Origin of the sequence: Vibrio sp. T20 (assembly GCF_007858795.1) — a bacterium.
In the GTDB taxonomy this organism is placed as follows: domain Bacteria; phylum Pseudomonadota; class Gammaproteobacteria; order Enterobacterales; family Vibrionaceae; genus Vibrio; species Vibrio satsumensis.
In genome coordinates, this window is record NZ_VFEB01000194.1 from 39,245 (window position 1) to 60,246 (window position 21,002).

Below are 21,002 nucleotides of genomic sequence, written 5' to 3' on the forward strand. Positions count from 1 at the left end.
CCCTTTTTTGATTCTAGCAATCGCTCAATTAAGCGTTAGCTTCACGCTCAGCGATGAACTCAAGAGCCATCTTGATACGAGCGATTACGCGATCTTTACCAACAAGCTCCATCACTGCATCAACAGAAGGAGACTGACCACCGCCTGTTACTGCTACGCGAAGTGGCATGCCGATTTTACCCATGCCAATCTCTAGTTCTTCACATACTGCTGCAATCACACCATCTTTGATGTTTGCAGTAGTGAAATCTTCAAGTGCTTCAACCTTAGCAAGAGCAAGCTCTAGTGGGCCTTTAGCAACACCACGTAGGTGCTTCTTCGCTGCGCCAGCTTCAAACTCAGAGAAATCTTCATAGAAGTAACGAGATTGCTCAGCAAGTTCGATAAGCGTGTTACAACGCTCGCCAACTAGCTTGATCACTTCAGTGATAGCTGGGCCGTTTGTTGTATCGATCTTCTGTGCGTCTAGGTGCCATTGCAGGTATTTAGCAACGTACTCAGGCTCAGAAGTCTTGATGTAGTGGTTGTTCAACCAAAGTAGCTTATCAGTGTTGAATGCAGAAGCAGACTTGCTGATAGCGTTCAGGCTGAAGAATTCAATCATCTCTTCTTGAGAGAAGATCTCTTGGTCACCGTGAGACCAACCTAAACGAACTAGGTAGTTGTTTAGTGCATTTGGTAGGTAACCTTCGTCGCGGTATTGCATTACAGAAACAGCACCGTGACGCTTAGAAAGTTTTGCACCGTCATCACCAAGAATCATTGCACAGTGAGCGAAAGTTGGAACTGGCGCGCCTAGTGCTTCATAGATGTTGATTTGACGAGGTGTGTTGTTGATGTGATCTTCACCACGAACAACGTGTGTAATCCCCATATCCCAGTCATCCACAACCACTACGAAGTTGTATGTTGGTGCACCGTCTGTACGACGAATGATTAGGTCATCAAGTTGGCTGTTCGCGATTTCAATGCGACCACGGATTTGGTCATCAAATACTACGCTGCCTTCTTTTGGGTTACGGAAACGGATAACACATGCATCACCTTCTTTTGCTGCTTCGTTTGCTGCAACAATTTTAGGGTGGTTCGCATCGTAACGAGCCATTTCTTTGTTTTCTTCTTGCTCTGCACGAATTTCATCAAGCAGTTCTTTAGACGCGTAGCATTTGAATGCTTTGTCTTCAGCAAGTAGCTTATCAACCATTTCGTTGTAACGGTCAAAACGCTTAGATTGGTAGTAAGGACCTTCGTCCCATTCCATACCCATCCATTGCATGCCTTCTAGAATTGCATCAACCGCTTCTTGAGAGTTACGCTCAAGGTCCGTGTCTTCGATACGTAGAACGAATTCACCACCTTGATTCTTAGCGAATAGCCAAGAGTAAAGTGCAGTACGTGCACCACCAACGTGAAGATAGCCAGTTGGGCTAGGAGCAAAACGAGTTTTAACCGTCATTTAAATACCTTGATTATGTAGGTGATTCTTTTAGTGATCGCTATTACAAAGCCTGCAGCAGACAAATATCACTAAATTTTGGGCGCTATTTTATCACCACCGCTTAAATCTACAATCAGTAGTGAATGATTAATGTGCTGATCTTGTGCGAAAGCGATTGTAGAAAGGCTAAATCCAGCTTCGAAGTCGAAAATCTACAGCCTGTAACCAATAAATAAAAACCACGCTTTACTTTAGTTCCCCGCGTATCCACAAACGTAACTCACTCATTCATATTCTACTAAGATCAAATTCTTGAATTTATGTTTGACCTTACCCTTACGGGAAGGTTTATGTTAGGCGTAGATGAGAATTGGAGTATCGATATGAATCACTACGCAACCGCGCTCAACGGCCTAAATTGCATGGGTTGTGCAAAGAAAGTCCGCACACTGTTTGGCGATCTCAACAACACGACGATCAATGACATATCGCCAACCTACATCGATATTTCGACCCCTTCTAGTTACATTCAGCTCAACGAACAGTTAGCAACGCTTGGCTATTCTATGGGTAATCAGCTGCACCTTTCGCTATCCGGCCTCAGCTGCGGAAAGTGTGTGAGCAAACTGACTCAAGCGCTTGAACAAACCGAGCAAACCTCAAACCTAGAAGTCAGCAAACAGGAGCTATCACTGGTTACTCTGCTTTCTGAATCCGAGGTTATTGAGCTGGTCGAAAGCGTGGGTTATCACGCAGCTCCCTACTCTGAAACGAATGACCTTTCATCGAGTTCAGATTTAGAAGAAGATAAAAAACTGGCGCCTACAGAAGCAACTTTAACTGAACCCGTTGCCAGCCAATATACCTATCACCTTGTTCTTGAGGGAATGACGTGTGCGAGTTGCGTTTCTTCGGTCGAAAAAGCATTGAAAAAGAATGAGTTCGTCGACCAAGCACAGATTAACCTTGCAGAGCAGACTGCCTTGGTTTTCACCTCTCAAACAAGAGACATCATTGAAAACGCTCTAATCAAATCGGTGAAAGCTGCAGGTTATGGCGCCGAGTTTGTCGACGATGCAGCGACTCAACAGCAAAAACAACAAGAACAGCAACTTCGCACTCAAAAGGCCTTCCTGAAAAACTCAGTGAGCGCACTACTGCTTGGGGCTCCGCTGATGGTATGGGGCATATTCGGTGGCAGCATGACCATTGCTACACTTAGTGACCAACTGGCTTGGGGCTTCATTGGTGTGATCTGCCTAGTGCTACTAGCCACCTCTGGGCGGAGCTTCTTCACTAACGCGTGGCAATCACTGATGCACAAACGCGCTACCATGGACACACTCGTCGCTCTAGGTACAGGCGCAGCATGGTTCTATTCAATGTTGGTTGTGCTGATTCCATCATGGTTCCCAGAAGCCTCTCGCCATGTCTACTTTGAGGCTAGTGCGATGATCGTTGGCCTTATTTCTTTGGGTCACTACATTGAAGCCAAAGCCAAAGCTCGCACCACGAAATCGCTACAGGCACTGATTAACTTACAACCTCAAAAAGCGGTGGTCATCGTCGATGGCAAAGAACAAACCATTGCTGTAGAAGCTATCCAAGTCGGCATGCAAGTACGCGTCAAACCGGGAGAAAAAGTGCCAGTTGATGGTGTTGTGGTATCTGGTGAGTCTTACATCGATGAATCGATGCTGACCGGTGAACCACTTCCCAACGTTAAATCGGTGAGTGATGGCGTTTCTGCGGGCACCATTAATGGCGATGGTAGCTTAATTATTGAAGCGACGGGGATTGGCTCAAGCACCATGTTAGCTCGAATCATTCAGATGGTTCGCCAGGCACAAAGCAGCAAACCTGCGATAGCGAAACTTGCCGACTCTATTTCTGCCGTGTTCGTGCCCGTTGTGGTCGTAATCGCAGCTGTTGCCGCCCTAGTTTGGTTTTTTGTTGGCCCACAACCCAGTGCAAGCTACATGCTTGTGGTATCGACTACCGTGCTGATCATCGCTTGTCCATGTGCCTTAGGCCTTGCGACACCACTTTCAATTACTGTCGGCGTTGGCAAAGCCGCTGAGTTTGGCGTTCTGATCAAAGATGCCGATGTGTTGCAATCTGCAAGCAAAATTGATGCTGTCGTGTTTGATAAAACAGGCACTCTAACCCAAGGCAAGCCAACCGTTCAGCAGGCCTTTTATGGCGATTTATCAGAGCAAGAACTGCTGGCGTACGCTTATTCGGTAGAGGTAGGGTCAGAGCACCCCTTAGCCAAAGCCGTTTGCCAATATGCAGAGAGCTTACAGATTTCAGCACTACCCCATAGCGAGTTCGAAAACCAACGAGGGCTTGGCGTACAAGCAATAATTAGCGGCAAGAAGGTTCAAGTCGGCTCACTTAAGTACCTCTCCCAACTCGGTATTGAAACTGAAATCGGCGCAGACTTTATCGAGCTTTGTCGTACACAAGCATGGACACCCATCTTCGTAGTCATCGATCAAAAACTGGAAGGTATATTTGGCATTTCAGACGCATTAAAAATAGATAGCAAACAAGCCATTGCTCAACTAAAATCCGCCGGAATTCACACCGTGCTATTAACAGGCGACAACGATTCTGTTGCTCAAGCGATTGGCAAAAGCGTCGGTATTGATGAGGTTATCTCGGAAGTACTACCAGAGCAGAAAGCTCAACATATTGTTCAGCTTCAACAACAATATAAGAATGTGGCTATGGTTGGAGATGGCATTAACGATGCGCCAGCGCTTGCTCAAGCTGATATCGGTATCGCGATGGGCAGTGGCAGTGATGTGGCGATTGAAAGTGCGCAAATGACGCTACTCAACTCGTCGCCCTTATCTGTCAGTAACGCGATAGAGCTGTCCCAAGCGACCGTGAGAAACATGAAGCAAAACCTCTTTGGCGCCTTCATCTATAACTCACTTGGTATTCCTATCGCGGCCGGTGTGCTCTACCCATTTTTCGGATTTCTACTAAGCCCAGTCGTTGCAGGCGCAGCGATGGCGATGTCGTCAATTACAGTAGTGAGCAATGCCAACAGGCTGAGATTGTTCAAGCCCACTCATTCTAATATCAATAAAAACCATATTCATGAGGTTAACCATGATTCGTAAAGTTATGACTCTTACAGCACTCGCTGCAATTTCAGGACAAGCTTTAGCTACTGATGTTCTAAACCACAAATCACCATACTGCGGCTGCTGCACAGAATGGACTGAACATATGCGAGATGCTGGGTTCGATGTTACAGAGAAGCTCCACGATGATATGAATCCAATCAAGCAGAAACTAGGGGTAACGCCAGAGCTAGCCTCTTGCCACACAGCAGAGATCGATGGTTACGTATTTGAAGGACACATTCCGGCTGATGATGTTAAAGCCTTTTTAGAAAACCCGCCACGCAATGCAATTGGCTTAGCAGTTCCAGGTATGCCAATGGGCTCACCGGGCATGGAGTATGGCGATAAGAAAGACGAGTATTCTGTGTATGCGTTTAATGAGAAAGGTCAGGTGTTTGAATACCGTCATTACGATGGTAATTAGAGCGTAAAGAAACCGGCACAAAGCAATATTTAAGAAGTTATAAAAATAGAGCCTAACATTAAGTAAACCCAAGACTGTGGTTTACTTGCTAGGCTCTTTGCTTTTGGACAGTAAAGCAAATCTTGTCGCGGCACCAACCGGGCTGTTGGTACCGCTATGTTTTCGTCGCTAGTTAACAAAAAAGCTAATTAGCAAAGAAGCTCACTTAGCCAATAATCTAATCGACTAAACAGCCAAGTGAATCAGCTTAGAAGCCGTAAGAAGCACCGAATACGAATGCGTTGTTAGCGTTGTCAGCTTGGTTACGGTACTCAAAGTAAGGTTGAACGCCTTGACGAGTCCATGTAGCACGAAGCTCGTGGTCCATTGTGTTATCAGCATCGCTGATTACGTATACGTTGTTGTAGCTTAGAGCTAGCTCAGCGTTTACTGCGTAACCGATACGGTTGTCAAAACGAGTTTGATCGTCAGCTTTGCTATCTTCCATAGCGTGGTAACGAGTACGGTTGCTAATAGAGATACCGTTATCGAAGTTGTAACCGATCTTAACCAATGGACGGTACTGAACCGTTTCACCGTTGTTTAGTAGGTGGTGGTAACCCGCAGCAACCCATAGGTTGTCATTGATGTTGTACATCTGCTCAACACCTAGAGTGATGTATGGAGAGTTACCTAGACCGCTGTCTTGGATTGCGTCATTGTCGTACTTACCAAGAGAGATACCATCGAACTCTGTTAGTAGTGTTGTGCCTGAATCAAACGTGTGGCCCGCTTCTAGAGTTGACGTCGCGTTTGGTTGGAAATCAGAGTGAAATTGAACGTTACCTGTAACGTAAGAAGAACCAGCAAAAGCACTAGAAGCGAAAGCAAGAGAAAGAGCACTTAGAGCGATAATTTTTTTCATAGTAAACTGCCTTAGTTTGATTTTTTCAGCGGCATATCTTCGGTACATCATTCACCTTCACCGCTTGAGTAGTTGGTCGCCTCCCTGGCATGAAATCTATGTTGCTCGAATTAATTTGCGTTTCAAAATAAAAGAACAGACAGAGTGATCTCTCTCACTATCAAAAAAGAACAAGTTATTTAATTTATTAAAATCAAAAACTTAAAAATATAAAAATTGATAAAAAACTCAAGATGGAAAAACGTACAGATCGGGATCACATTATTTTACGGTGCGAAATTAGATTCAGTTAATTGAATCACACCTGATTTAGAGTTTTTTATGAGGGACTTATTTTTTGAAGAGAATAATGAGAAGCGCGTCACTTTTGCGATGAACCTCACTTTATGTGTATTGTTGACGTTATAGACCAAGACGGTTTCTATATGTTCCCGTTTTGGATGAGAGCCTAATTCGCAGCAAACAAAAAGAGCTCCCGTTTTATCTTGGATAAGATAAAATTCGGGAGCTCTTCTACTAATAACAGTGCTTATCGATTATTTAACTGACGTTACTCGACTTACTTTCTCACCACTTTCTGAAATAGAACGGATGTAAGTTTCACCAGAAACCGATGGACGTTGTTGCTCATCATACGTTAGCCAGTTTTCGCCATCAGCAGAGTATTGCAGCTCGACGCCTGGGAATTGAACGTTCATCGCCAGCTTGCCATCAACCACTTTAGCACCTGGAACTGGTAGTCGATAATCAATGCCTGCTTTCTCAAGCTTAGCCAGTTCACGTTGACCAACAATATTCGCGAAGCGATTAAAGTCGCTGTTTAGAGCTTGCTTATTCACTAGGTTAGTTTCTTGAGAGTATTCAACGCCCACTTTGTAGTCGTTTTCCCAATCTGCTCGATGCCATGCACGCTCAGCTGCTGCAAGAACGCGTGGGAACACCATGTATTCATATTGCTCGTCAGTACGTACTGTTTCAGACCAAAGTTGCGCTGATAAACCGTAAAAAGGTTTTGCTTCAATCTCGCCTTTACCAGAGAAGCCATTGCCGTCACGGTCTAATGATGTTTCTGCGTTTTGTGGCATGTTCTCTGGTGCGAAGCCAAACATCTTACGGGTATCGGTTGCACGCGTTGCCCAGTAGTAACCGCGCTCTGCTGCATCTACTTCGTATGGCATATCCATGTAAACGTAGTCTGGGTTAGAGACGATTACGTCATACCCTTTTGCTGACCAATCGTATACTGATGAAGTGCCGCCCCAGTAAAGAACGTCCCAGAAGTTTACGCGAGTGCTTTCAGTTGCAAATGCTTTCTCGCCTTCGCTGTACTTCAGGCCATCTTGCCATGCTTGGAAATGAGGAATGCCTTTGTCAGCAACAATCTTAGATACCTGCTCTGCAAAGTGACTTGGTAAATGACCGAAGTCGCTGACAGTACCATCAGCGATCAAAGACTGACACTGTGGAGACTGTTGGAATGGCTTATCTTGCTTAGACAAATCGATGTTGCCTTTCCAAGCCACTTTATCTTCTGCATTAATATCTTGTAAGCCAGCGCCTAACTTGATGTTTTTCGCTTCATCGCCGCCGAAGTGCCAAGTAGTTAGTGGAACGCCCGCTTCTTGGTGCATTGCCGCCACTTCAGAGATTACTTTATCGACAAAGTGAGTTGATGACTCCATACATGGGTTAATGAAGCTTTGCTTATCGTAGAACTGAACCGTGGTTACGTTCGATGTATCTTGTGGATCCATCAAGCGGTATTCGTTCGCTTCCGCTTCTTTACCTTCCGCCATTAGGCGAGTGTAACGCGCTTCCATTGATACCACAGCAGAACGAGCGTGTGCTGGCATATCAATCTCTGGAATTACTTCGATACTGCGCGCTTTTGCGTAGCTTAAGATCTCGACGTAATCCGCCTTACTAAAGAAACCAGAGCCAAAGTTGTCTGTTGTTGGACCTGAACCTAGCTGAGGCAATAAACAGCTTTGCTCTTCCAAATCAAAACAACGATTAGACCCTACATCCGTTAGCTCTGGTAAACCTGGGATTTCTAAACGCCAGCCTTCATCATCAGTTAAGTGAAGGTGAAGTTTATTCATCTTGTATGCAGCCATTTGATCTAGCGTTGCTAGGATGGCATCTTTTGAGTGGAAGTTTCGAGCAACATCCACCATCACACCACGGTAATCAAAGCGTGGCGCATCTTGAATCGACAGTTGTGGTAATGATTCAGCGTTCTGACTGTCTATTAGGCCAAAAATAGACTGAACTGCGTAGAAAGCTCCTGTTTTATCAAACGCTTTAATCGCAATCCCCTCTTCCGAGATACTTAGTTCATAAGCGCCAGATTTCGCTAAATCACCCGTAAACTGAGTAGGAACAACAGCGACACTAACAGGTAGGTCGCCACTCACATCTACGTTTACCACATCTGCACGTTCTTCAATTGCTGCGAATTGCTCAGCATCAAATGCGTCTTTAGGTAGGGCAATACCACCAGCAATGCTGACTGAACCTTCACCCGCTTCTACCGACATTGGCGTTGGTAATAAAGTGGTTGATACGTCTTGCGTTGCTAGATCCGCATTCTTTTCGAAACGCGTAACAGCTGTCGCCATTACGTTGTTGTCATCCGGTGTACGCTTTAGGTTGTTTCCTTCCAAACCTGTTACGAACGACGCGACATCTTCTGTATTCAATGAAGCAATCATCTTAGGTTCTGCGTTTGGTGCCGTTACGAATGCACCCGGCATAAAGTCAGTTTCAAACAACTGCCAGTATTCACTCGTCAGTGGAAGAATCACTTCTTCACCCGCAGCGAAACCATCAAATTTTTCGGTTGGCTCTAACTTATGTAAGTCGCCGGTTACGCGAGTTATTTTAAACTGCTCATTATCAACATCTAAGATAAGGCGAATACTGTGGAAGTAGATGGTCCAATCTTTAGAGTCAATTGCTTCACCATCGTTAGTTAACGTCATGTTTACTTTATTACATGATGCCCACTCTGCGCCTAAATCCTGACAAGCCATGCCTTCGTTTGCACCGTGGTTAGTCAAGATTTCATATTGCACATCAAGGTTATCAGCCAGTGCATTAACCACCTGTTGCTCAGGTGCTTGTGTTACAGCACAACCCGTCAAACCAGCCAATACCGCTACAGATAGTAAGTTTCTCTTCAACATCGTATTCACCCATAAATTAAAAAATTGAGTCAGAAGCAAAGTGGAGCGCTTCGAAAGTTAGATAAACTATATGGGCTTATTTTTTACCGTGAATTAAATCAAGTTAATAAAGTGATCAGCTTCAAATCTCAAAATTTGCGATAAAATTAATTACATAAAAATCATAAAGTTAGAATCGACGGCACTTCCGTCAGTTTTATTTTGACGTAAAAATTGAGAAATGAATCACAATCTTTTTAACGGATTTCATAAAATCGTGTTGTTGATAGAGAGAAAGGTTTAAGAGTTTGTTCGTGTTGTTATACTTTTCGTACAAACAACGTGACATCGTTCTCAAAAAAAACCGTTAAAAAACGCCGTCAAAATCAATTTTAACGAGTTCATCTCTTTTAATAGGAGCTTTCCTTGCGCACATTTTGGTACGTAACTTTATTCGTTCTCGCATTTTCAGCCAAACAAGCTTCGGCCGAACCTCTTTATTGGCAAGCCAAAAAGGATGAACTGACACTCACCATCTTGGGTTCCGTCCACGTAGGAGACGAGAGCATGTACCCACTTCCAGTACAGATCACTGACACGCTAAAAGAGAGCGACGGATTAATTGTCGAGACAGACATCAGGAAGTCAGAAGGCATTGTGTATCCCACGACCACAGTGACCACGAGTGATGTATTAAACAAAGAACAAAAACAGTTATTAGCCAGTATTTCAAAGTCTTTGGGTATGCCGACTCAACAACTACTGAGCTCTCCACCTTGGGCGACATCTCTCTCAATACAGATGCAGCAATTAAAGAACCTTGGCTATGGCTCAGCGGGCGGTGTAGACGCAACACTCGCCTATAAAGCGACGATACAAGACGTTCCGGTGATCAGTTTAGAGCCTCTACAATTTCAGATAGATCTCATTGCAGGACAAAAAGATTCCGGTAAAGAATGGTTAGTCAGTAGCCTTGAAGAATTTGACCAAACTGATGGGGTGGTTCACTGCTTAATTGAAAGTTGGAAATCCGGTGATGTAGCGAAGCTTGAGGAGTTTGCGAAGCTGTCTGAAATGCCATCTGAACTAGAGAAAGCATTTTTAACCGATCGCAACGTCGATTGGGCAAACAAGCTCTCCGCCAATGATTGGAAACTCGACTCAAAGGGACACTACGTGCTGGTCGTCGGTACTTTACACCTGATTGGCGAAGGTAACCTTTTGCAGTTATTAGAAGAGAAAGGTTTTAATGTCACTCAACAATCACAAAGCCAACAGGCTCAGTGTCAATTTGAGCTTAGTGACGACAGCTAGCTCAATTCGAAGCCATGACCTTCTCCTAATATAACCATTACCTAATATAACCATTACCTAATAACAGAATCATTACATTTAATCGCCCCATAACGGTGCTATTATCTTTCGCTCTTTTTATATACGGTGTTGTTCTCATGAAACCAGTGCTCTTCGCTTTACCTTTAGCCCTCGCGATCCTGATGCCCACGGCAGCGTCTGCCAAAGAAACTTGTACGATCGAACAATTCCAGCCGATAGACATTCAGCCATACACCAAAGGCGGAGTGTTAGATAAAGAAAGCGGACAGTTCTTGATTACTGAAAAGCCACCAATGCGATGCGCGAATATTACGTTCACGACATCAACGACACGCAACCGTATCGCAAGCCAAATGAATGGTAATTTTGAAGTAAGCTTCTACGATGGTCAGACGGGTAATTCTCACTCGGTGACTTTTAACGAAGATGAAGTACAGGCGGGTTACATTCGAATTGGTCCAAATCACCCTGTTGACGCTTATGTTTGTTTTGTTACCTCAGAGACGCCAATCAAGAACATTACCTGTGATGTTAAGTAAATAGATTTGGGACTACTGGATCAATCCTTGTCTCTATGCAGGACGCTTAGAACAACAAGAGATTCCTGACTCGCTCCTTCGTCGCTCTAGGGAATTACACATATACCAAAATACAAAAAGCCGTAGACCCTTCTATTACAGAGAATGCTACGGCTTTCTTCAATGTGGCTGTGAAGAGCTTATTTTGAACATCAGGCGAACCCCACCTAGGTTCAAATCCCATTTCTCATGCCCTGAAACGACGAAAGCCTGCTCAATGAGCAGGCTTTCTTAATGTGGTCGGTGAAGAGGAATTCGATTGGACTGGCATTCCAGCCCCCATCCCCATGTTCTAAACCAGATTAAAATGCAAAAAAGCCGTAGCATTTCTGCTACGGCTTTCTTTAATGTGGTCGGTGAAGAGGGATTCGAACCCCCGACCCTCTGGTCCCAAACCAGATGCGCTACCAAGCTGCGCTATTCACCGAAATATCTAACTGGCTGATTGCCTGTCGATGGAGCGTATAATACGGATTCTGAATTTATCCGCAAGCGCTTTTTCTCATATTTATTGTGAATTCGAATCGTTCGAACAAAAGACATACAACAACTCGCTCAATGTGACGAAAAACACACAGTTACCAACAAGTATTTAACTTATGCAACAGGATTGATCCAGATCAGTAAATTGATAATGCTACTTAATACACTAAGCCATGTCATATAACTTTGAGGTATACACATGGACTTTTGGCTAGATCTCCTATTTGGTAATGCGGTGGGACTATCTTCAATGATAGTAATCTTCGGGGCTCTGGGTCTCATGATGTTTTATGGAGGCTTCTTCATCTACAAAGTTATGACTGAAAAATCTCCTCACTAGAATCGCTCAGCCTAAATCATTTACCTCAAGCATCATTACTTGCGGGTAAATATTAAAACGCTTTGCACCGGAGCTGATTTCTCTTGTCACCTCCGGTTTTTTCATTTTTAAACCCCGTCCCAACTTAGGTATACTTACCCAATCCTTCCCCAACTTGAGATACACACTATGTCTCATGATGACGACTTAGATCTATTCCAAGAAATGATGGGCGACGTTAAACGTATCGACCATGACACCGCCGAACACCAGAAAGTACACCGAGTCACAGAATCTCACCTTGCCAAGCGTGAAGCCGCTATGTGGCTATCTGATGACGAGAAAGACTACTTATCATTAGACTACTCACCAATGATAAGGCCAGACGATGTTATTGCTTATAAAAAAGACGGTGTACAAGAAGGCGTATACAAAAAGCTGCGCCTAGGCAAATACCCGATTCAAGCCAAGCTAGACCTTCATAGGAAAACACTGAAAGACGCACGTAACGAAGTGCTTTCATTTTTGCGTCAGTGTTTAAGAATGGATGTTCGTACCGTCATCATTGTTCATGGTAAGGGCGAACGTTCGAATCCACCAGCAATGATGAAAAGCTACGTTGCAAATTGGCTAACGCAAATCAACGATGTTCAATGTGTTCATTCTGCTCAGCAATTTCATGGTGGTACTGGCGCAGTCTATGTCATGCTCAGAAAGAGTAATGAGAAAAAACTAGAGAACAGAGAGCGCCATCAAAAGCGCACCAGTTGATAGGTTGAGCTAGATAAATAGGCGAATAACGATTTTGCATCAACACCGATATTTCGTGCCTAGACTCACACCAAGTGCTAAAATTGCCTCAGTTAACGAATTCCAACTCAAAGCAACTACCCAAAAGTTGCTTTTTGTTTATCTATATTTCCGTTGTGAAACGCTAAGAGAATATCATGTCACAAGAATCCCAAGCTAAACGCCTTAATAAATATATCAGTGAAACTGGTTTTTGCTCACGTCGCGAAGCCGATAAACTCATTGATGCAGGCCGAGTTACTATTAACGGTAGGATCCCTGAAATGGGTACTAAAGTCTTGCCAGGTGATGATGTTGAGATCGACAATAAGCCTGTTCGCTCAAAAGAGAAGCCTATTTACATTGCTCTTAATAAACCAACAGGTATCACCTGTACGACTGAGCGTGATATTCCTGGCAACATCGTCGACTTTATCGGCCACCACAAGCGAATTTTCCCAATTGGTCGTCTAGATAAGCCTTCAGATGGACTTATCTTCCTGACCAATGATGGCGACATCGTAAACAAGATTCTTCGTGCGGGTAACAACCACGAAAAAGAGTACGTGGTTCGTGTCGACAAGCCGATTACGACTGAGTTCTTGAAGCAAATGGGCGCTGGCGTTCATATTCTCGATACTGTGACCTTGCCATGTAAGGTTGAGAAAGAAACCAAGTTCTCGTTCCGAATCACATTAACGCAAGGCCTTAACCGCCAAATTCGCCGTATGTGTGAAGCATTGGGTTACGAAGTATTTAAACTGCGCCGTGTTCGTATTATGAACATCTCACTAGATGGTATTCCTAACGGAAAATGGCGCTACCTGAGCGACGAAGAGATCACTGAAATATTAGCGATGTGTGAAGGCTCAGTAAGTACTGAAGATGCGTCAAAAATGAACGCCAAAGGTCAGCGTATTCGTAAAGCGACTGACGCAAAACTTTTTGACAGCCGTGAAGAAAACCAAACCTCAACAGCGCGCCGTAATCAAAACGAGAACCGATCTCGCACTTACCGTGGTAACAATGCGGATGAATTCCGTCATGCGCCTAACTCAAAGCGTGGCCGCAATTCATCGAACGGTGAAAGCGGTGGTAATACAGAGAATTGGAAGTCGAACTCTCGTTCAGAGCGCTCTAATTCAGATAGAAACCGTTCGGATCGCAATCGTACAGATCGCGACAATAACGATCGTAGAAGCGGTAAGCCAGCAAACCGTAGTCAAGATTCAAACAGACCAAATAAACCAGCACAGAAACGTGTTAGTGGCACTTTAGGTCTGAAAAAGTAGAATGACTCCTTATACAGAAACGCCCACTAATGAGTGGGCGTTTTTGTTTATTGTTCGGTACGTCATGGCTTTTAACGACTAACCATCAACTTGCAAGCACAAATCAGTAAACTGAGCTCGAGTCAGTTGAGCTAAGTCTTTAGGGGCAAGTTCAATTTCTAAACCTCGCTTTCCCGCACTCACACATATTGTTTCAAATTCTGTCGCACTAGAATGAACAAAAGTCGGCAGCGCTTTTTTCTGACCAAGCGGGCTGATGCCACCAACAACATAACCCGTGGTTTTCTGAGCAATATCTGGATCAGCCATCTCTGCTTTTTTTCCTTCCGCCGCTTTTGCTGCCAGCTTTAGATTGAGCTTCTGGTCGACAGGAATAACGGCAACCGCCAAATCTTTCGCCACACCATTCAAGCAGAACAACAGCGTTTTGAATACACGTTTGGGATCTTGACCAAGCGCTTCAACGGCTTCTAATCCATAGTTCGTATTATTCGCATCATGATGATACTGATGAACACTATGAGCGATTTTCTTTTTCTTGGCGAGATTGATTGCAGGGGTCATAACAAATCCAAACGGTAGATAAACAAAAAACGACGCCGAGGCGTCGCTTTAGTTAAATTTATCATGGTGCTAGAGTCAATCTAATTTAGCACCTATTGATACAATTGCTTGGATTCAATTACTTGTAAACCATTTGGCCAGAAGGCGCGTACTTATTCACGTCAACCGGGCTATTCGCTTCTAGGTACTCTTTCAGTACTTCAGCATCAACAAAACCAGTATTCACGTAACCTGGGTGGTCAGACAGTTTAGGGTAACCGTCACCACCAGCAGCGTTAAAGCTTGGTACTGTGAAGCGGTATGTTTCGTCTAAACGCAGCTGTTTGCCACCGATGAATACATTCGATACTTCACCGTTTGCTACTGTCATAGAGATACCAGCAAACTGAGCATAAGCACCAGAATCGATTGGTTTCGTCGCCACGACATTTAGGTAATCTAAAACCTCTTTACCCGTCATATCAGTGTAAGTCAGGATGTTTGCAAAAGGTTGTACTGTTAGTACATCTTTGTAAGTCACTTCACCCGCTTCAATTGAGTCACGAACACCACCAGAGTTCATTACAGCGAAATCTGCTTTTGCGCGCTCCATGTGAGAGGTTGCAATCAAACGACCTAGGTTAGTTTGTTGGAAGCGAACGACGTTACGGTCACCTTCAAGCTTGCCATTTGTATCAGCAATTTTAACTTCTAACTGAGCTTGACCTTGCTCTTGGAATGGACGTAGGAATTCAAGTAGCTCTGGATCTTGTGCGATTTCGTCTTGAATAAGAACACGTTGCTTCTTGCCGTCAATCTTAACTTTCTTCTTAAGGTTAACAGGAACTAGATCGTAGCTAACCATCTCTAGTTCGCCATTACGGAATTCGTAATCAGCACGGCCTACATACTTGCCCCACTCGTGAGCTTGAACGATATAAGTACCATTTTGAACGTCTGGTTTACATTCATCACCCGGTTTGAAGTTTTTCTTAGCAACGTTAGGGCCTTCCATACATACCGGCTCTTGAGAGTGGCCACCAACGATCATATCTAGATCGCCTTCATTTAGGTAACGGGCTAGTGCTACATCACCTGGTGCGTTGACACCGCGTTGACCATTCTCGTAGTGACCCATGTGAGTCACTGCGAAGATGAGATCTGGCTTCTCAGTTTCTTTAAGTTCAGCGATCAGTTTTTTCGCTTCTTCTTTAGGGTCACGGAAGTCGATGCCAGCGATAAACTCTGGGTTACCAATTTTTGCTGTATCTTCAGTGGTTAGACCGATAACTGCAATCTTGATACCTTGCTTTTCAAACATCTCGTAAGCTTGGAACTTACGTTCGCCCGTAGCTTTATCGTAGATGTTTGCTGACAGCATTGGGAAGTTAGCCCAATCGATCTGCTTTTGTAGTACGTCTAGTGAGTTATCAAACTCATGGTTACCCAGTGCCATTGCATCGTAACCAATCTTGTTCATACCTTTGAAATCAGGTTCTGCATCCTGAAGATCTGACTCTGGCACACCCGTGTTGATGTCACCACCAGATAGAAGCAACACGCTACCGCCTTCAGCTTCAACTTCTGCACGAAGTTGGTCAACAAGCGTTTTACGTGCAGCCATGCCGTATTCGCCGTATTTGTTCTGCCAGAAACGACCATGGTTATCGTTCGTGTGAAGAATCGTTAGCTTATAAGTTTCGTCTTGGTTCCAATCATGAGCTGATTGAGACGCACACCCAGCTAGAGTAGCTAGAATTGCAGCACTTAGTGCTGTCTTTAGAATAAGGCGTTGCTTCATTGTCATACCTTTGAACTTTTTAGGGGAATCCACTGCTTTTTTAATCTATTGCGACCCCTTTCCTGGAGTTCGAACAATAAGACTTCAACATGACTAATCTTAAATTAACATTTTAGATGTAACACGACGATTTCATATTTATGTCGAATTGGTCACGCATAGATCAACAGTTAAGTGTAACAAAATTATGAGATTACACTCAAACTTCCCCTGCATCACAGGCAATCGTTTACTTACAAAGTGTGATACACATCAGTAATTTACCAAAAACAGGACAGACCTCACACACTCATGCCTATTTCTTAGGTCATCAAAGGCTTTGTTAACAATGATTTAATCATCTCCTCTGATTAGCGCTCTACCAAACAGATTAACGATCAGTTAAACAACTTAGCAATTACCAAACAGAGACGTACCCAGCGATACAAGCTGATGCCCAGATAAACAAAAACGCCCAACTCTTAGAGTTAGGCGTTTATTTGATACCGTTAAATAACCACTTTAACTAATTCACATTAGCGAGTTACTTAACATCAGCTTCAGCTATTTAATATCGATGTGCTCAAAGCCTTTGATAAGATCATCCAGTGCTTTCATCTGCTTCAAGAACGGCTCTAGTTTGTCTAGAGGTAGCGCAGAAGGGCCATCACAACGAGCTTGGTCTGGGTTCGGGTGCGCTTCAATAAATAGACCAGCAATACCTGTTGCAAGACCAGCTTTTGCTAGTTCAACCGTTTGCTCACGACGGCCGCCAGATGCAGCACCTGATGGGTCACGCATTTGTAGAGAGTGCGTCACGTCGAAGATGATAGGGCTACCGTTTGAAGACTTCTTCATTACGCCAAAGCCAAGCATATCAACGACAAGGTTGTCGTAACCCATACAAGCGCCACGCTCACAAAGGATGATGTTGTCGTTACCACACTCAGCGAACTTATCAACGATGTTGCCAACTTGGTTCGGGCTCATGAACTGAGGCTTCTTCACGTTGATTACTGCGCCAGTCTTAGCCATTGCTTCAACAAGATCAGTTTGACGAGCTAGGAATGCAGGTAGTTGGATTACATCAACCACATCCGCCACAGGTTGAGCTTGAGCTTCTGTGTGAATATCAGTAATGATCTTCACGCCGAAAGTGTCTTTCAGCTCTTGGAAGATTTTAAGACCTTCTTCCATGCCTGGACCACGGTATGAATGAACTGAGCTGCGGTTCGCCTTATCAAAAGACGCCTTAAATACGTAAGGAATACCCAGCTTCTCTGTTACTTTCACATAGTGCTCACAGATCTGCATAGCGAGATCGCGAGATTCAAGAACGTTCATGCCTGCAAATAGCGTAAATGGCTTGTCGTTAGCAATTGGCATATCGCCAATGTGAACTGTTTTCTGTTCCATCATATTCTCTCTAAATAATTATTAATTAGTGAACAACCACGGTCTTTTCGTTCATGACATTCACTTGAGATTTCAGTAACTCAGATGCCGGGTCATCTGGGCATTGGTCGATAAAGTATTGATAATCCGTTGCAGCAACTTGATGACAGTCTAGCTGCTGATAGATAAAACCGCGGTCACGGATTTCATATGGGTCATCCGGTACAAAGGTTAAAGCAAGATCAGTACACTTCAATGCAAGCGTATAGCGCTCTTCTCTCAGCAGTGCACTCTTGAGCAGTGCTAACCACTTACCAATAATCGTTGGGTGGTCTGCAACTTCTAAGTGTTCAGGTTTCACCTTAGCTAATGGACCGTCATGTCCAATTAACCATGCTCGCAAGGTTTGTTCACCAACGTACTCACCGTTATAAGGGTTAATATAGGCCGCAGCTTGCCCGTACCAGCTTACTTTAAGTAAGAATTGAGTAGGGAAAGATACACCCTCTACAGGAAAGCCTAGCTTGCGACCTAGAAAAAGAAAGACCGCTCCCAGACTCACAGGAATGCCTTTCTTTCTCTCAAGCACTTTATCGATGAACGCGTTTTCCGAAGAGAAATACGCATCTTTATCACCAGCAAAACCCCATTCATAAAAGAATAGTCGAATAAAAGATTCAAACTTCTGCTGTTCATCGGTTTCATTAACCAAAGCAAACTCGGCGTCTTTTAACAATCTAGCCAGCTCTTGCTCTGCCCAGCTGTCTTGAGTTTCTGGGTTAATCGCTTTATTTAAGATCAATGCACCTTCAGCTAACTCTAGCTGGTCAAAGTCTTCATCAAAAAATTCGTACATAGGTAGTTAACCGAAATAAGGAGATAATTAACCGAAAAATGTTGGTGTCTTCGTCATTGCGATTTTACCAGCCATTGCTAGCCAACCTAGCGCACCAAAGAAAGAGAACACTCTTAATAGGTTGTTTTTACCTAACTTAAGTGCAAAGAAACCTAATGCGATGTAGGCCATTACGCAGGTTAGTTTTTCAGTTAACCATGGTGCGGCTGGTGTAAATGGAATAAAGCCAGTGATAAAAATCAAACCAATACCCGATAGCAACAGCAACGAGTCATTGATATGAGGGAAACGCTGCAAGAAAGGATGTTTAAGCTTCGGCGAATTGGCCATCATAAGAGCGAATCGAATCGAAAGAAGTAGCGCGCTTATCGCAATCGTTAATAGGTGAAAATGTTTTAGACCTTCGTACATGGTATTCCTTTATATTTTTATATGTGCTTTCGTTAACACGAGCCTCACAATACCCGTTAATGCCCTATATTTCTTCGTTAAATGCATTACCGAGTTAAATGTATTGTCGAGCTAAAGGTATCAATTTGGCAAGTTCATCGTCTATTACTCATAAGCGAATATCCGTAATCGAATACAGCTACGAACTATGAACAATAACGACCCAATGTCACTCGGTCATTACCACCGTAATCTTTCTCTGTTACAACATCGAGATAACCGAGCGTCTGCATAATCTCACGAACTGCCGAGCCTTGGTCATAGCCGTGTTCAAATGCTAACCAACCTTCATTTTCCAAAAAGCCGCGTGCGTTTTCAGAAATGTATCGGATATCTGCAAGCCCTTTCTCTTCAGCAACTAGTGCTGTGATCGGCTCAAAACGCACATCGCCTTGAGACAAATGAGGATCATTCTTCTCAATGTATGGCGGGTTAGAGACAATCAGAGAGAACTTCACAGTTTCCTCAGAGCTCAAAGGCTCAAACCAACTGCCGTGCAAAAAAGTAGTGTTGGTGATGTTTAGACGTTGTGCATTCTCTGTCGCAAGCTGCTGTGCTTCAGGGCGAAGATCAATCCCCGTTACCTGTCGATTCGGCATCTCAGACGCCAATGCTAACGCGATAGCACCTGTACCTGTACCTAAATCTAGAATCGCACCTTGCTTGCCGTAAGTTTTATCCAAAGCTACCTCAACCAAACGCTCAGTATCTGGGCGTGGGATTAAGGTAGAAGGGGAAACTTTTAACGGCAGTGACCAAAACTCACGCTCACCGATAATGTAAGCCACAGGCTCACCAGTTAAGCGACGTGTTAGAAGGGCATTGAATTCAGACTCTTGCTCTGAGGTGAGGTGTTTCTCAGGCCAAGTAAGCAGGTAAGATCTTGGTTTATCTAAGGCGTGACAAAGCAGTACCGCGGCATCAATTGAGGGTGATGTGTTATCACCCTCTTGAAGCTTTACGATTGCTGCTTTTAAAGCACTTTCAACCGTATATGCTGACTGCATACAGGTTAGTTGTTCTCTGCAAGTGCAGCAAGCTGATCGGCTTGGTGCTCTTGAAGTACAGGATCAAGCAAGCTTTGCATGTCACCTTCAAGTACTTCGTTAAGACGGTAGATAGTAAGGTTGATACGGTGATCCGAAACACGACCTTGTGGGTAGTTGTACGTACGAATACGGTCACTACGGTCACCAGAACCTAGTAGGTTACGACGTGTATCAGAAACAGCTGCCGCGCGGCGCTCTTCTTCTGCTTGAACAATACGAGCAGCAAGAACAGCCATCGCTTTCGCTTTGTTTTTATGCTGAGAACGCTCGTCCTGACACTCTACTACTGTACCCGTTGGTAAGTGAGTAATACGGATTGCTGAATCCGTGGTATTAACGTGCTGACCACCCGCGCCTGATGCACGGAAAGTATCAATTTTAAGATCGCCCGCTTTAATTTCTGGAAGATCAGCTTCTGGGATTTCAGGCATAACGGCAACCGTACATGCTGACGTATGAACACGGCCTTGAGACTCAGTTTCAGGTACACGTTGTACACGGTGACCGCCCGACTCAAATTTCATTGTGCCGTAAACAGCATCGCCACTAACCTTAGCGATCATCTCTTTGTAGCCACCTTGTTCAGAAGCATTACTGCTCATGATTTCAACGCGCCAGCCTTTCTTCTCAGCAAACTTAGAGTACATACGGAACAGGTTGCCCGCGAAGATACCCGCTTCATCACCACCCGCGCCTGCACGGATTTCAAGGAAACAGTTACGCTCATCGTTTGGATCTTTTGGAATCAGAAGAATCTGTAGCTCATCAGTCAAACGTTCAATCGCCGCTTTTGCGTCTTTGATTTCGTCTTGAGCCATTTCACGCATTTCAGCGTCATCTTCATTTGCCATCTCTTCAGCAGCTTCTAGATCTTCTTGAGCTTGCTGGTATGACTTGAAGCAGGCTGTCACTTCTTCTAGTTGAGAGTACTCTTTAGAAAGTGCACGGAATTTGTCTTGATTCCCGATTACATCTGGATCACCAAGTAGATGTTGAACTTCTTCATAGCGTTCAACAAGTGTTTCAAGCTTTACTAGAATCGAGGCTTTCATAATGTCTT

17 protein-coding genes and 1 tRNA gene are annotated in these 21,002 nt (G+C 44.1%); 7 read left to right on the plus strand and 11 right to left on the minus strand.

The features are described 5' to 3' along the window. Positions 1–28 precede the first annotated feature (28 nt). Entirely contained in the window at positions 29–1,456 is a 1,428-nt protein-coding gene (gene gltX / locus FTW16_RS20875) for a glutamate--tRNA ligase (RefSeq protein ID WP_136994714.1), read from the minus strand. A gap of 332 nt (positions 1,457–1,788) precedes the next feature. On the opposite strand from gltX, the gene FTW16_RS20880 reads away from it, so the two are divergent. Both FTW16_RS20880 and FTW16_RS20885 read left to right on the plus strand, forming a co-directional pair. Beyond that, on the plus strand, positions 1,789–4,572 hold the full coding sequence (locus tag FTW16_RS20880) for a heavy metal translocating P-type ATPase (protein WP_146492343.1): 2,784 nt from the start codon (positions 1,789–1,791) through the stop codon (positions 4,570–4,572). After that, positions 4,562–5,002 carry a DUF411 domain-containing protein gene (locus FTW16_RS20885; protein ID WP_146492344.1) on the plus strand — a complete coding sequence of 147 codons (441 nt, stop codon included), beginning with the start codon at positions 4,562–4,564 and terminating at the stop codon, positions 5,000–5,002. The genes FTW16_RS20880 and FTW16_RS20885 overlap by 11 nt, the downstream gene beginning before the upstream one ends. A gap of 247 nt (positions 5,003–5,249) precedes the next feature. On the opposite strand, the gene FTW16_RS20890 is transcribed toward FTW16_RS20885, so the two are convergent. Both FTW16_RS20890 and FTW16_RS20895 read right to left on the minus strand, forming a co-directional pair. Next, complete coding sequence (locus FTW16_RS20890) at positions 5,250–5,906, minus strand: oligogalacturonate-specific porin KdgM family protein (RefSeq protein ID WP_019824160.1); 657 nt, start codon at positions 5,904–5,906, stop codon at positions 5,250–5,252. A gap of 536 nt (positions 5,907–6,442) precedes the next feature. Then, complete coding sequence (locus FTW16_RS20895; protein WP_146492345.1) at positions 6,443–9,094, minus strand: beta-N-acetylhexosaminidase; 2,652 nt, start codon at positions 9,092–9,094, stop codon at positions 6,443–6,445. A gap of 405 nt (positions 9,095–9,499) precedes the next feature. Between FTW16_RS20895 and FTW16_RS20900 the strand changes: the two genes are divergently transcribed. Continuing rightward, entirely contained in the window at positions 9,500–10,387 is an 888-nt protein-coding gene (locus FTW16_RS20900; RefSeq protein ID WP_146492346.1) for a TraB/GumN family protein, read from the plus strand. A gap of 137 nt (positions 10,388–10,524) precedes the next feature. After that, complete coding sequence (locus FTW16_RS20905) at positions 10,525–10,947, plus strand: hypothetical protein (RefSeq protein WP_146492347.1); 423 nt, start codon at positions 10,525–10,527, stop codon at positions 10,945–10,947. A gap of 389 nt (positions 10,948–11,336) precedes the next feature. Here the strand turns inward: FTW16_RS20905 and FTW16_RS20910 are convergent. Then, positions 11,337–11,413 (minus strand) — tRNA-Pro (locus FTW16_RS20910). A 255-nt stretch (positions 11,414–11,668) separates the two neighbouring features. Between FTW16_RS20910 and FTW16_RS20915 the strand changes: the two genes are divergently transcribed. The 3 genes from FTW16_RS20915 (at position 11,669) to rluF (ending at position 13,869) form a co-directional block, all read left to right on the plus strand. Continuing rightward, positions 11,669–11,809: a DUF3149 domain-containing protein gene (locus FTW16_RS20915; protein ID WP_017062321.1), complete on the plus strand. Its 141-nt coding sequence runs from the start codon at positions 11,669–11,671 to the stop codon at positions 11,807–11,809. Positions 11,810–11,977: 168 nt separating this feature from the next. Beyond that, positions 11,978–12,559, plus strand: a complete 582-nt coding sequence (gene smrA, locus FTW16_RS20920) for a DNA endonuclease SmrA (RefSeq protein ID WP_048669170.1) — start codon at positions 11,978–11,980, stop codon at positions 12,557–12,559. 176 nt (positions 12,560–12,735) lie between these two features. After that, a complete protein-coding gene (gene rluF / locus FTW16_RS20925; RefSeq protein ID WP_146492348.1) occupies positions 12,736–13,869 on the plus strand; it encodes a 23S rRNA pseudouridine(2604) synthase RluF in 1,134 nt (377 codons plus the stop codon). A 78-nt stretch (positions 13,870–13,947) separates the two neighbouring features. Here rluF and ybaK read toward each other — a convergent pair whose 3' ends face one another. The 7 genes from ybaK to prfA all read right to left on the minus strand — a co-directional run bounded on the left by ybaK (position 13,948) and on the right by prfA (position 20,994). After that, on the minus strand, positions 13,948–14,433 hold the full coding sequence (gene ybaK / locus FTW16_RS20930) for a Cys-tRNA(Pro) deacylase (protein WP_146492349.1): 486 nt from the start codon (positions 14,431–14,433) through the stop codon (positions 13,948–13,950). A gap of 118 nt (positions 14,434–14,551) precedes the next feature. Further along, the gene (gene ushA, locus FTW16_RS20935; protein ID WP_123322811.1) at positions 14,552–16,213 is read right to left on the minus strand and encodes a bifunctional UDP-sugar hydrolase/5'-nucleotidase UshA; all 1,662 of its coding nucleotides are present in this window, start codon (positions 16,211–16,213) and stop codon (positions 14,552–14,554) included. A 543-nt stretch (positions 16,214–16,756) separates the two neighbouring features. Continuing rightward, complete coding sequence (gene kdsA / locus FTW16_RS20940) at positions 16,757–17,611, minus strand: 3-deoxy-8-phosphooctulonate synthase (RefSeq protein WP_017069619.1); 855 nt, start codon at positions 17,609–17,611, stop codon at positions 16,757–16,759. A gap of 22 nt (positions 17,612–17,633) precedes the next feature. Continuing rightward, positions 17,634–18,443, minus strand: coding sequence for a SirB1 family protein (locus FTW16_RS20945; protein WP_060983586.1), 810 nt, complete (start codon positions 18,441–18,443; stop codon positions 17,634–17,636). Positions 18,444–18,470: 27 nt separating this feature from the next. Further along, complete coding sequence (locus tag FTW16_RS20950; protein ID WP_060467244.1) at positions 18,471–18,854, minus strand: SirB2 family protein; 384 nt, start codon at positions 18,852–18,854, stop codon at positions 18,471–18,473. Between the two features lie 185 nt (positions 18,855–19,039). Continuing rightward, on the minus strand, positions 19,040–19,900 hold the full coding sequence (gene prmC, locus FTW16_RS20955) for a peptide chain release factor N(5)-glutamine methyltransferase (protein WP_146492350.1): 861 nt from the start codon (positions 19,898–19,900) through the stop codon (positions 19,040–19,042). A gap of 5 nt (positions 19,901–19,905) precedes the next feature. Next, positions 19,906–20,994, minus strand: coding sequence for a peptide chain release factor 1 (gene prfA, locus FTW16_RS20960; RefSeq protein ID WP_146492351.1), 1,089 nt, complete (start codon positions 20,992–20,994; stop codon positions 19,906–19,908). Positions 20,995–21,002: the final 8 nt, after the last annotated feature.